The organism is Shewanella zhangzhouensis (genome assembly GCF_019457615.1).
Classification (GTDB): domain Bacteria; phylum Pseudomonadota; class Gammaproteobacteria; order Enterobacterales; family Shewanellaceae; genus Shewanella; species Shewanella zhangzhouensis.
In genome coordinates this window covers 527,775-540,853 of the sequence record NZ_CP080414.1, presented here as the reverse complement: position 1 = coordinate 540,853, position 13,079 = coordinate 527,775, and the positions used below count along the sequence as shown (strand labels likewise).

At 56.3% G+C, this 13,079-nt stretch carries 9 protein-coding genes; 5 read left to right on the top strand and 4 right to left on the bottom strand.

Annotated features, from left to right (window positions below; all coding sequences use genetic code 11):
- Positions 1 to 341 precede the first annotated feature (341 nt).
- The 4 genes from argS (at position 342) to hslU (ending at position 4,738) form a co-directional block, all read left to right on the top strand.
- Positions 342 to 2,087 carry an arginine--tRNA ligase gene (argS, locus tag K0H63_RS02365; RefSeq protein ID WP_220066547.1) on the top strand — a complete coding sequence of 582 codons (1,746 nt, stop codon included), beginning with the start codon at positions 342 to 344 and terminating at the stop codon, positions 2,085 to 2,087.
- 3 nt (positions 2,088 to 2,090) lie between these two features.
- Complete coding sequence (locus K0H63_RS02360) at positions 2,091 to 2,648, top strand: SPOR domain-containing protein (protein ID WP_220066546.1); 558 nt, start codon at positions 2,091 to 2,093, stop codon at positions 2,646 to 2,648.
- A 230-nt stretch (positions 2,649 to 2,878) separates the two neighbouring features.
- Positions 2,879 to 3,403: an ATP-dependent protease subunit HslV gene (gene hslV, locus K0H63_RS02355; RefSeq protein WP_011758561.1), complete on the top strand. Its 525-nt coding sequence runs from the start codon at positions 2,879 to 2,881 to the stop codon at positions 3,401 to 3,403.
- A 9-nt stretch (positions 3,404 to 3,412) separates the two neighbouring features.
- Positions 3,413 to 4,738: an ATP-dependent protease ATPase subunit HslU gene (gene hslU / locus K0H63_RS02350; protein ID WP_220066545.1), complete on the top strand. Its 1,326-nt coding sequence runs from the start codon at positions 3,413 to 3,415 to the stop codon at positions 4,736 to 4,738.
- 163 nt (positions 4,739 to 4,901) lie between these two features.
- Here the strand turns inward: hslU and K0H63_RS02345 are convergent, their stop codons facing one another.
- The 4 genes from K0H63_RS02345 to K0H63_RS02330 all read right to left on the bottom strand — a co-directional run bounded on the left by K0H63_RS02345 (position 4,902) and on the right by K0H63_RS02330 (position 12,252).
- A complete protein-coding gene (locus K0H63_RS02345) occupies positions 4,902 to 8,357 on the bottom strand; it encodes a S8 family serine peptidase (protein WP_220066544.1) in 3,456 nt (1,151 codons plus the stop codon).
- Between the two features lie 227 nt (positions 8,358 to 8,584).
- Positions 8,585 to 10,858, bottom strand: coding sequence for a tetratricopeptide repeat protein (locus K0H63_RS02340; RefSeq protein ID WP_220066543.1), 2,274 nt, complete (start codon positions 10,856 to 10,858; stop codon positions 8,585 to 8,587).
- A gap of 1 nt (position 10,859) precedes the next feature.
- Positions 10,860 to 11,573, bottom strand: a complete 714-nt coding sequence (locus K0H63_RS02335; protein WP_220066542.1) for a response regulator — start codon at positions 11,571 to 11,573, stop codon at positions 10,860 to 10,862.
- 109 nt (positions 11,574 to 11,682) lie between these two features.
- Positions 11,683 to 12,252 (bottom strand): lipid-binding SYLF domain-containing protein, encoded by a 570-nt coding sequence (locus tag K0H63_RS02330; RefSeq protein WP_220066541.1) that lies wholly within the window; start codon positions 12,250 to 12,252, stop codon positions 11,683 to 11,685.
- Positions 12,253 to 12,479: 227 nt separating this feature from the next.
- Between K0H63_RS02330 and K0H63_RS02325 the strand changes: the two genes are divergently transcribed.
- A complete protein-coding gene (locus K0H63_RS02325; protein WP_220066540.1) occupies positions 12,480 to 13,061 on the top strand; it encodes a histidine phosphatase family protein in 582 nt (193 codons plus the stop codon).
- Positions 13,062 to 13,079 lie beyond the last annotated feature (18 nt).

The window sequence follows — 13,079 nt, the reverse complement described above, 5'->3', positions numbered from 1 at the left end:
AGGTGAAAAAACATGGCCACAGAGGACACACCAGAGCAAAGTTACATTTCACTCTGCAGCCTCTGTGAGGCCATAAGTCGCTGGTCAACCTTACTGCGCTAACAAGAACAAGCTACCCAGCATAACCAACATCCATGTCTAACGAACCATGCTGACACTATGCACCAGTCACCATGAACTCCCCCTTGGCAACGCATGAATTAATGTTCATCTACACAATTCACCCGGGTGCTTTGTGTTTTTGCTCAAAAAGTTCCTTCTGCCAATAGCCAGCCGGGGGGCGCAGAGGCTACAATTCCCGGTTATTCCCGTTAAACCTTGAAGTCAATAGATACAGGCCGATGAAAGAACTCATTCAATCCTTGCTCGAACAAACCCTTGAATCCTTGAAAGCTCAGGGCATAGTGCCCGCCGACTTTGAAGCGCGCATTCAGGTCGACCGAACCAAGGACAAGAGCCATGGCGATCTCGCCACCAATCTGGCCATGATGCTGACCAAGGTTGCCGGTAAGCCGCCACGTGAAATGGCGCAGCTGATCATCGACAATCTGCCCGCGTCCGCGCAGGTAGCCAAGGTCGAAATTGCCGGCCCCGGCTTTATCAACTTCTTTATTGACGACAACGCCCTGGCCAACCAGCTCAAGGCCGCGCTTGGCGATGCTATGCTGGGCGTAAAAGCCGCCGCATCTCAAACCGTGGTGGTGGACTACTCCTCCCCCAACCTCGCCAAGGAAATGCACGTAGGTCACCTGCGCTCCACCATCATTGGTGACAGCGTGGTGCGCGCGCTGGAATTCCTCGGCCACAAGGTCATACGTCAAAACCACGTGGGTGACTGGGGTACCCAGTTCGGCATGCTGCTGGCCTACATGGAAGAGCTGCGCGCACAGGGCGACGACAAGGCCAACCTGGAACTGTCAGACCTCGAAAGCTTCTACCGCGCCGCCAAGCTGCGCTTCGACGAATCCGACGAATTCGCCACCCGCGCCCGTCAGTTGGTGGTTGAGCTGCAAAGCGGTGATGAGTACTGCAACAAGCTGTGGCGCGAATTTAACGACATCTCCCTGAGCCATTGTCACGACGTGTATGCGCGTCTGGGTGTGAGCCTGACCCGAAACGACGTCCACGGTGAGAGCGCCTACAACGCCGATCTGGCCCAGGTTGTTGCCGATCTCGATGCCAAGGGCCTGCTGGCCATCAGCGACGGCGCCAAGGTGGTATTCCAGGAAGAATTCCGCAACAAAGACGGCGAGCCACTGCCGGTGATCATCCAGAAAGCCGATGGCGGCTTCCTGTATGCCACTACCGATCTCGCTGCTATGCGCTACCGCTCCGGCACCCTCAATGCCGACCGCGTGCTCTACTTTGTGGATCTGCGTCAGGCACTGCACTTCCAGCAGGTGTTCAGCCTGGCTCGCACCGCCGGTTTCGTGCGTGACAACATGACACTCGAGCACATGGGCTTTGGCACCATGAACGGCGAAGACGGCCGCCCATTCAAGACCCGCTCCGGCGGCGTGGTGAAGCTGGTTGACCTGCTGGATGAAGCCGTTGAACGTGCCGAGCAGCTGGTGCGCAGCAAGAACCCGGATATGGATGAGGCCGAAGTTAAAGAAATCGCCCGCGTGGTCGGCATCGCCTCGGTGAAATACGCCGACCTGTCCAAAAACCGCAGCAGCGATTACATCTTCAGCTTCGAACAGATGCTGAGCTTCGAAGGCAATACAGCCCCCTACCTGCTGTACGCCTACACCCGTGTGGCCGGTATCTTTAAGAAAGCCGAGAACATCGATTTGTCCGGCGCCGAGCTGGTGCTCGAGCACGACAAAGAGAAGGAGCTGGGCAACAAGCTGGCGCAGTTCGGTGAAATCCTTGCCCGCATGGTGGACAAGGGTCAGCCGCACATCCTCTGCGGTTACCTGTATGAGCTGGCAGGCGCCTTCTCCAGCTTCTATGAGGCTTGCCCAGTGCTGAGCGCTGACACCGAAGCTGCCCGTGACAGCCGTCTGCTGCTGTCCCGCCTGACCGCCAACACCCTCAAGCAGGGGCTGTCGCTGCTGGGCATCGAGACTCTGGAGCGCATGTAATCCATGAGTCGCGATTACGCCAACCGTACGCCACGAAGCAAAGGTCGTGGCGGTAACAAGAATGCCCGCACGCCGGGGCGAAAGCCCTGGATCGCGCTGATTGTGGTTGTCGCATTGGTGGCGGGCTTCGGCTATTTCCTGTGGACCATCAAGGGCAGTGCTGACCAGGTGGAACCGGCCAAAACCGAGACCAAAGCCAGTAAGCCCAAGAAAGACCCCAACGCGCTGCCGCCCAAGCCGCAGGAAGAATGGACCTACCTGAAAGAGCTCGAGAATAAGCAGGTTGAGGTGGATGTTCCGCCACCTGAGACACTGCGCTCAACCGGTCCTTATCAGATGCAGTGTGGCTCTTTCCGCGAGATGTCCCAGGCAGAAAAGATGAAGGCGGTCATCGCCTTCCAGGGCATGGAAGCGCAAATTCGCAAGGTGCAGGGTGGCAGCGGCACCTGGTACAAGGTGGTGATTGGCCCCTATGAGCGCAAGCGCGAGGCCGAGCGCGCCCGCCACAAGCTGCAGGCCATCGGCATGAACACATGCCAAATATGGCTGTGGCAAAACTGAGTATCAGCTCAAGTGTTCAGCACCCCATCGGCATGAACACCTGTCAGACATGTCTGGCTGTGACAAACAGAGCATAAGCACACAACACTTAAGGTCGCCTCAGGGCGACCTTTCTTTTGACCCTCATCACTTGAAACTCTTTACTCACTTGAAAAGCGGGCGCACGACCCCATATAGGCTGTATTCGTCCCCCGAAGGCCCATCCTTCGGACGCTAAAAGAGGATCCATTGTGACTACTATCGTATCCGTGCGCCGTAATAATCAGGTGGTTATCGCAGGTGATGGCCAGGTATCCCTCGGCAATACTGTCATGAAAGGCAATGCCCGCAAGGTTCGCCGCCTGTACCACGGCAAGGTATTGGCCGGATTTGCCGGTGGTACCGCCGATGCTTTCACCCTGTTCGAGCGCTTTGAAGCCAAGCTGGAAATGCACCAGGGCCATTTGATGCGCGCTGCGGTGGAGCTGGCCAAAGACTGGCGCACCGATCGCATGCTGCGAAAACTCGAGGCGCTGCTGGCCGTGGCCGATGCCGAAAGCTCACTCATCATTACCGGTAACGGCGACGTGGTGCAGCCCGAAAACGATTTGATTGCCATTGGCTCAGGCGGGAATTTCGCCCAGGCTGCCGCCACTGCACTTTTGGAAAACACCGACCTTGGCGCCCTCGAGATTGCCGAAAAGTCACTGACCATCGCCGGCGATATTTGCGTATTCACCAACCAGTTCAAGACCATCGAAGAACTGAGTTACTGAGGAATCACCATGTCTGAAATGACTCCCCGCGAGATTGTTCACGAGCTGGACGCCCACATCATTGGCCAGCAGAAAGCCAAACGCAGCGTGGCCGTGGCCCTGCGTAACCGCTGGCGCCGCATGCAGCTGGATGCAGCGCTTCGTCACGAAGTGACCCCCAAGAATATCCTGATGATTGGCCCCACCGGCGTGGGTAAAACCGAAATCGCCCGCCGCCTGGCCAAGCTTGCCAACGCGCCCTTTATCAAGGTGGAAGCCACCAAGTTTACCGAAGTGGGTTATGTGGGCAAGGAAGTGGAGCAGATCATTCGCGATCTGACCGACACCGCCATCAAGCTGACCCGCGAAGTGGAAATGAAAAAGTGCCGTACCCGCGCCGAAGAGGCCGCCGAGGAGCGGGTACTGGATGCCCTGCTGCCACGCCCCAAAAACGACTGGGACAACAGCAGCGATGACAACTCTGCCAGCCGTCAAATCTTCCGCAAGAAGCTGCGTGAAGGTCAGCTGGACGATAAAGAAATCGAAATCGATATCGCTGGCCCGCATATTGGCGTGGAAATCATGTCACCACCGGGCATGGAAGAAATGACCAACCAGCTGCAGAGCCTGTTCCAAAACATGGGTCAGGCACCTGCCAAGCGCAAAAAGATGAAGATCAAAGATGCACTCAAGCAACTGGTGGATGAGGAAGCCGCCAAGCTGGTGAATCAGGAAGATCTGAAAGAAAAGGCCATCGAACTGGTTGAGCAGAACGGCATCGTCTTTATCGATGAAATCGACAAGATCTGTAAGCGCGGCGAAACCTCTGGCCCCGATGTATCCCGCGAAGGGGTGCAGCGCGACCTGCTGCCCTTGGTTGAAGGCTGCACAGTCAACACCAAGCACGGTATGGTAAAAACCGACCATATCCTGTTTATTGCCTCGGGCGCGTTCCAGATGTCCAAGCCATCGGATCTTATCCCCGAGCTGCAGGGCCGCCTGCCCATCCGGGTAGAGCTGGATGCCCTTACTGCCTCCGACTTCAAGCGTATTCTCACCGAGCCACACGCCTCGCTCACCGAGCAGTATGTGGCGCTGATGGCCACCGAAGGCGTGACCATCGAGTTTACCGAGACAGGCATCGATCGTATCGCCCAGGCCGCCTGGCAGGTGAACGAGCGCACCGAAAACATCGGTGCCCGCCGTCTTCACACAGTAATGGAAAGGTTGATGGAAGATATCTCCTTCGAAGCCAGCGACAAGTCCGGCAGCAAGTTCACCATAGATGCTGATTACGTGAATGCGCATCTGGACAACCTGGTGCAGGACGAAGACTTAAGCCGCTTTATTCTGTAAGCCATCGGCTTGGGATGCTTTGTTTGATACGGCAAAGCACTTGAGCATAGAAAAGGCCGGGATGATTCCCGGCCTTTTTATTTACCTGAGATAAGGTATCGGATAGTCCTCCCTGATTAAGCCACCTGACTGGCAAGCGGCTTAGCAGCGAAGGAACTCAGTGTTACTTACCCTTACCGCGGGTGTTCAACACTGGGGTTACAGTGATGACTTCGGAGCAGATATCGCTGCCTGCTTCACAGACCTGGTAGGCAAAGCTACCTTCGCTGCTGTTGAAGCGGTCGCTGAAGCTGCCACGGTCACGGGTGCTGCTGATCAGCTGGCCATCACGATACACATCAACGTTGCGGGCAGTAGAACCACTCCAGCTCAGGCTGATGTTCACCTTGTTACCGTCGGTGCTGCCGGCTGCATCAAGACTGATGGCGGCTTTTACAGTGACCTGCTTGCTGATGCTGTGGCTGGCGCCATTGTTGTCGGTCACAGTCAGTGTCACCTGATAGCTGCCACCTGTTGCATAGCTGTGGCTTGGGTTGGCAAGCGTTGAAGTATTGCCATCACCAAAGTCCCATGCCCAGGTAACCACGGAACCATCGGCATCACCAGAGCCATCGACAAAGCTCACATCCAGGTGATTGACCTGGAAGCTGAACTCGGCGGTAGGCAGCTCATTCACTGGGGCAGGCTCTACTGTCAGGGTCACCATAGTTTCACCGTTGGCAGCTTCGCTATCGGCGGCGCTGGCGGTGACAGTGTGCTGGCCCACACTCAGGCTGTTGGTGCTGAAGTAAGCGCCAGAGCCAATCACACCGTCCAGATCCGAGGTCCATACCAGGGTGTTGGTCACATCACCGTCTTCGGCATCGTTGGCAGAGCCTACGAACGTCACTGTGTCACCTTCGATAACGCTGCTGCCACCCACTGGGGCATGGATGTTAACCACAGGCGCTTGGTTGTCTGGGGTCGTAGAACCGCCATCATGGGTAAAGCTCAGTGTCCAACGGTTCAGCCAGCCGGAGTTGTTGCTCCACTCATCCTTAATGATGAGCTGCCAGGTGCCCGCTGCCATTTCGCCATTGAACTCAACCGGATAGAAGGTTTTCACCAGGTCACGATAGTATTCGCTTGAGTCTTTGCGATCGAAAATCTCGACCCGGGTGCCATTGGGCGATACCAGATGAATGAGCATATCGTTGGCGAAGCTGTGCTGAATATCAACGAACAGGCTCATGTCCTTGATTTTCAGCCCCAGGGGCACGTCAATCTCGGCCACTACTGTTCCCAGATCCACAATCGGTTGACGGTTCGTGTCCTCATAGGAAACAACGGTGCCGTCACTAACAACGTACAGAAAGAACTCACGGCTGCTCACCACCCCTTGGCTGTCAGAGGCTGATACTGTGATCTGGTGGGTACCCTGACTCAGGTCTGAGCGGGAGAAGCTGCCACCGGTACCAATCTGACCATCGAGGCTGGAGGTCCACACCAGCGAAGCACGCACATCACCATCTTCAGAGTCGGTGGCGTCGGCAACAAAATTAATTACATCGCCGGGCAGGTACAGGGCATTTTGCAGGTTGGCGCCAATGGTCACCGTCGGTGGCAAGTTGGTGCCGGGCTGAGAGCCACCGGTCACGTCCATGCTCCAGCTATTGAGGGTGCCCACATCGCGGAAACCTGAGTCAACCACGTGCAGGGTCCAGTCACCGGAGGCGTCTTCCAGATCGAAGTCTTCCACCGCGTAGCTGGCCACCAGGTTATCTGCGCTGCCGCCAGTACGGTTGTGCAGGGTCACGGCACGGCCACTTGGCGAAGCGAGGGTAACGGTAAGATCGCCAATGTAGGTGTGGGCGATATCCACATTCACCACCAGATCGGTCAGGGTCAGGTTCATGGGCACATTGATAACACTGCTCACACCAGCGACATTGTCATCGGGAATCGCTACCGGAATGTCATTGCTGTAAGTGGTGCTGAAGGTACCTGCGGGGTACACCAGCAGGCTCACATCTATGCTCTTGTGGATATCAGCGTCAACGGCGTTGATGGTGATGATGTGATTACCCAGAGCAGTGTTGGCATCGGTGGCAACCGTCATGGTGGTGCGACCGTCGGCAGGCACAGTGCTGCTGGAGAAGGTCACAGCTGCATTCAGTCCAGCCGGTACATCGGCGCTGAAGCTGGCGTTGCCGTTGTAACCGCCCACGGCATTCATATCGATATCAAAGGTGACAGAGGAGTCCTGGTTCACCGTGCGGCTGGCAGGGCTCACCAGCAGGTAGTAGCCCGGGCCACCGGCACCGGCCATGTTCAGGGCACCTTCCAGATTCAGGCGCTTACCTGTCACTGTCTTTCCTTCCAGCGCGGCAATGGGGTCGCCGGAGGACATCAGGATGTTCTTCACATCGGCGGTGGTCAGAGTGGGATCGGCGGCCAAAATCAGTGCAGCGGCTCCCGCCACATGGGGAGTCGCCATGGAGGTACCGCTCAGGTTGTTGTAGTCATTGCCCGGAATGGTGGAGTACACATCCGAGCCGGGTGCACCCATATCCACAGTGTTCAGGCCCCACTGAGAGAAGTAGGACATCTGGTCATCACTGGTGGTGGAGGCAATGGCCATCACGTTGGGCACATCATAGTTTGAGGGCCAGTTGTCGTTGACATCGTTGTCCACCGCATCGTTACCGGCCGCGGCCACAAACAGGATATCGGCATTGTTGGCCGCGGTGATGGCATCTTCCAGCGCCTGACTGAAGGCACCACCACCCCAGGAGTTGTTCGTTACGCGGATGTTCACGCCACGGTTTTTCAAATCCACCATGTAATCAATACACTGGATACCGTCTGCTGTGGTACCGCCCTGACTGCCGAGGAAGGAACAGCCCACCATGGCGGTATTCCAGTTAACACCTACCACACCTGTGCCATTGTTGCCGGTGGCGCCTATGGTGCCGGCAACGTGGGTGCCATGGTAGTGAGTGTCCTGGGGGTTACCGTTGTCATTGATAGCAGAAATACCATGAATATCATCGATATAGCCGTTGCCGTCGTCGTCAATACCATTGTTGGGCACTTCGTTGGGGTTGACCCAAACGTTGTCACGCAGATCTGGATGGTTGTAGTCAAAGCCGGTGTCAATCACACCAACCACTACCTCTCGTGAGCCCATTTCCATTTCCCACGCCTGCTCGGCATGGATTTTTGGCATGCCCCAGAGCTGGCTGTAGCCTGGGTCGTTTGGCACCACTGAGGGGTAGAATCTGTGGTTGAGTTCGGCGTATTCGATGTTTGGATTGTGCTTGAGACGCTCCACCATAAGACGGGGATCCAGCCCCCGGGGCACAGTGAGTTCAGCCAGGCGTCCTTTGGCGATGTTACGGAAACGGTCATCCACACCGTCGTCATTTTTGTCTTTAAATGACACACCGTACTGAGCAAGCAACTGCTTGCGGTCCGCTTTCTTGGCGGTTTCTTTGAATTTAACGATAACAGAGGAATTGTCGAAGTCTTGTTTGGGTTCAACCTTCTTTGCGGCCAGCGCCGGAGCGGTAACAGCCATCAGGGAAGTTGAGAGCATGGCCAAAGTCAATCGGCTCAGGCGTGGGTGCAGCTTTCTCATGTGTGGTCTCCTGTGATTAAGAGTGTCCGCTATAATGATTATGTATGCGAACACATACAATCTAGACACACAAGAAACAAAATTCAAACAAAAATGACACTTTTTAGACAAAAAAGATCGCCGCATCCTGTCTGAGTACGCTTTTTATCAGCAAATAGAAGGAGTTTGAGACAAGTGTATTTTTTCGAATACAAAGAAAGTGCAGGATGGGTGAACGTGCAAATGCGTCAGCAGGGCCAGATAAGTTCGAAACGGGCGCCGCCCAACGGACTGTCGCTCACCCGGATATGGCCATGACCGTTTTCAGCCAACCGACGGGCAATCGCCAGCCCAAGGCCAATACCACCAGTGGCCCGGGTGCGACTGGGATCCAGGCGCACAAAGGGCTCGAAAATACGTTCCCGTTCAGAGGCTGGCACGCCCGGTCCGTCGTCATCCACTATGATGCAGATGTGTTCCGCTTCTCGCTGGCAGCTGACCTGAACCTGCTGGCGGCTGTAGCGCAGGGCGTTGGAGAGTAAATTATTGATGGCCCACTCCAGATGTTTCTTACTGGCGGTGAGCCTTAAGTCTTCATCGATAGCCGCCAATTTCAGATGCTTCTCTGGGAACAGCTGATGCTGGCGTGCCACCAGGGTTTGCAACAGGGGCGCCAATGACAGGGATTCACTCGGCGCACGTCGCGGGCTGCCTTCTGCTTTGATAAGTTTGACAATTTCTCGGATTAGTTCGTCCAGTTCTTCCAGCCCGCGCAGCACCCTGTCTTCCAACTGTGGCTGCTCATTGGCATCGGCTTCCATCAGCATATCGAAGGCCAGTTGTACCCTAGCCAACGGTGCCCTGAATTCATGGGCCACCGCCTGCATCAAGTCCCGCTGCATTTGAATGGAGCGCTGCAGCGCCTGATTGACCCGGGCCTGACTGTGTCGGCCGTAGAGCAGCAGCATGATGGCGGCAACGGCAATCAGCGCCAAAATCCAGAGGTTACGGGCCACCCGCTGCTGTTTTATCACCTCCGCCTGCAGTGCTTTTTCATTCTCAAGCTCGGTTATCTGGCGCTGGCGTTTTTCCGCCTCGAAGGAGCTGCGAAGCCAGGCCAGCCGCTCCTGGGAACTGGCATTGAAAAGGGCATCATTAATGCTTTTGAATTCTTTGTGGCTGGCAAGCGCCTGTAGATAATCCCCTTTTCGCTCATAGACTTGCGAAAGGATGTCATAGGTATCCCTCAGCAGGCTGCGATCGCCGCTGGTCAGAGCCAATTGCTGTGCCTGCAGCGCCCGTTCCCGCGCCACGTCCACCTCACTGGTCACCAGAAAATAATCCGCAAGTCGCAGGCGCCCCTGAGCCTGCAAGGCCACCAGTCCCAGGCGATCGGCAATGGCCAGCCCGCGCTCCAGATAGCGCCTTGCGCCCTGAGTATCACCCATGGCCAGCGAAAGCTTACCCAGGCTCATCAGGGCTGTGGCCGTGATATTGCCATCGTTAAGCTCTTCACCGTAGGCGAGAGCCTGCTCCATGGAGGCTCTGGCATCGGCATCATTTTTCAGTTTCTGATTGACCATGCCCAGGGCTGTGAGCGCCTGCGCCATGCCGGTTTTATCCCCCAGCGCCTCAAATCCCTTCAGCCCCTGCTGCAACTGAAGCATGGACGCCTTCAAATCCCCTATCTGCTCATAGGTAATACCCATGTTGTGATGCAGCTCGGCAACGCCGGGCTTATCGTCCAGCTTTTCGCGGATCCGCAGCGATGCCTGCTGATTGGCCAGCGCCTCTCCATAATCCCCGAGGGTGGCATGAATGCCGGCAATATTGTTCAGCGCCGTAGCCAAAGGCCGCTCGTCCCCCAGTCCCTGGTGTATGTCCCGCGCCCGGGTAAAACACTCCAGCGCCAGTTGGTACTCCGCCTTGTCGCTGTAAATAAGCCCCATATTGTTGTAGGTGGTCGCCTCAAACGAGCGCTTATTGAGCCCTTTGGCAACCTCCAGCGCCCGCTGATAATAGGTCAGCGCCTTGTCCAGCTGGCTCTGACGCCAGTAAATAAGGCCTGTTACATTGAGGGGCACCACCAACATCTCGGGCTGGTGCTGATTCTCCGCCAGCGTTAACGCCGCCTCGCCGTATTTTGCGGCCTCGGCAAAGTCTCCCAATAACATCTTGGCCCAGGCTAGGTTGCTGAGCGCCATCACTTCGGAGGCGGGTTCGGGCCTTTCTTTCAGCAGCGTTAATGCCTGACTGCTGTAGTCGATGGTTTTGAGGGGATCGTCATTGCGGGACGCGGCAGCGAGTTCGAGCAGCGCCTGCACTCTTGCATCACCGCTTAACTCAGCGCTGGCTCTGTCAGCGTCACTGGCCTGATTTTCCCTACAGCCAGAGAGGGACAAGGCCATTATCATTGCCAACATCAGCGCCAATACGCAGGACGAGAGCGACGACAGCCATGGCATCCCACCCGACCGCAAACGGCGTCCTTGAGGATGGGGTAATGCCGATGGCTGCGTCATTTCAATTCAATGTCAGTACGTAGCCCTGGCCACGCATGGTTTTGATGAGAGCAGGTTCACGGGGGTCGTCGCCCATTTTGCGGCGCAGGTGTGACACCCTGAGGTCGATGGTGCGGGGGGTACTGTCGTAGCCAATTTCTTTGAAGTGGTCGCAAATAGCGTCACGGTCCAGGATGCGGCCGGCGTGCCTGGTTAAGAGCCACAGCAGCTCGAATTCGGCCAGGGTCAATTCCAGATTACCACCGTGCAGCATCGCCGTGCGCTCAAGCTTATCGAGAATAAGCCCATTGACCACAAGCCGCGATTCGCTGGCAGCAGGTGCTTCCTGCAGCTGGGTATCCTGCAATTCTGAGCGGCGCAGCAAGCTGCGAATGCGGGCAAGGAGTACCCGGGAACGAACAGGCTTGGCGATATAGTCATCGGCACCGGTTTCCAGCCCCGCCACCTCATCAATATCGTCCCCAAGGCCGGTCAGCATCAGAATGGGCCCAGCGTATTGAGAACGCACCTTGCGGCAAATAGACAAGCCATCCATGTCTGGCAGCATCACGTCAAGCACCACCAGTCTTGGTCTTTCTTCTATGATGCGTCTTGCCGCGTTGAGACCGTTGGATTCGGTTCTGACCTCAAAGCCGTTCTTGGTCAGAAAGTCACTGAGCAGCTCTGTCAGTTCCTGATCGTCATCCACCAGCAGGATAAATTCATTTAAGTCCATGATCGCCTGTTTCCTGAAGCTATGGACTTGATTGTATGTAATTACGTACAAAATTCAAATTCTGTATTCCGGTAGTGACCAAACAGACACTACCGGAAAAATCAGTCGTCTAATTGTACTCAGTCACATCCTGGGTAAAGTCAGTGGGCCAGAATTTGTATCCCTGAACCGTGGCCTGAGCGGCAGCGCCCCAGATGGCCGACTGGAACACCTTCACACCACCCACATCGTAGGAAGTATTCGCCGCCACCTGGCCACCATCTTCCTCGTGTCGGGCCGTGGCTTCGGCGCGGGCGCCGGCATCCCAGCCCTCGGTACGAAAACGCTGCATGGCAGCGGCATCGTGGAAGGTATAGAGGAAGGCCACTTTTTTAAACCCAATTCCCAACCCGGCACCGAGGGAGGCGAAGCGATAGTATTCAATCTTGCCGGCGCTGCTGAAGGTACAAACTCCCCCCCCGGTGGAGGCTGCAAACAGGTAACTGTCGCTGCCGGTACACACCAGATACCCCAAACTGGAAGATACCGCAGACTTTGCTGTGGGATGATCTTTATAGATATCCTGCAGCGCTCCGGCGGTTTCTTTTCTGGCATTGGCCTTCTTGGCCTCGGGAGTCGAGCCGGTGGCGCAGCCACCAAGCACTAAGATGAGGGGAATGGCTAAGTATCCAAGTTTCATGGTCGCGTCCTTGTCTGATTGATTAACAGTATAAAAATCAATCAAAACTCTAGTTTGCTGCCAAACAAATTGCCAGTCGCCCCACTATCAAGGGCATTGGACATCAACGACTGCTGGGCTTGCCATGACGTAAGCGGGGTCGGGCTCTGCATGCCAATCCGCTTGCCGCCACCTGTCAGCTCGGCTAGAGTCCCGTCTTTACCGCTGTAATTCGTGAAAGGTTTGCCATGCCCACCGATATTTTTCTGCTTCGCCACGGCCAAACAGAGTTCAATGCCCAAAGGCGACTCCAGGGACACTGCGACTCGCCCCTCACCGCCCTTGGCAGAGCGCAGGCCAGAGCCTACGGGCAGGCACTCAGGCGTTGTGGCAACCTCGACGACTACGCCCTGCTGACGAGCCCTTTGGGTCGGGCGATGGAAACCGCCGCTATCGTGGCCGACACCCTGGGGCGCACGCCTGACAGCATCATCCCAGAGCCACGCATCAAAGAAGCCGGCTTGGGTGAGTGGGAACAGGAACATATCCCCGATATCCACAGCAGCTGGCCGGGACTCGAGGCCATGCCGGGCTGGTATATCAAGGGCCCCGGCGCCGAGCCATTGAGTGCACTGCGTGAGCGTCTGCTTCACTGGCTTGAGGACCCGGCCACACCGCAAAAAGTGATTTTGGTGTCACACGGGGTGACCGGCGTGGTACTCAGAGGCCTGCTGCAAAACCTCGGTGATGACGAGATGTGGCGCCAGGATAAACCCCAGGATGCCTTTTATTATTTCAGTCACAATCGCCTGCACCGGATATCCTGCTAAGGTCCCTCACCAGGGCTG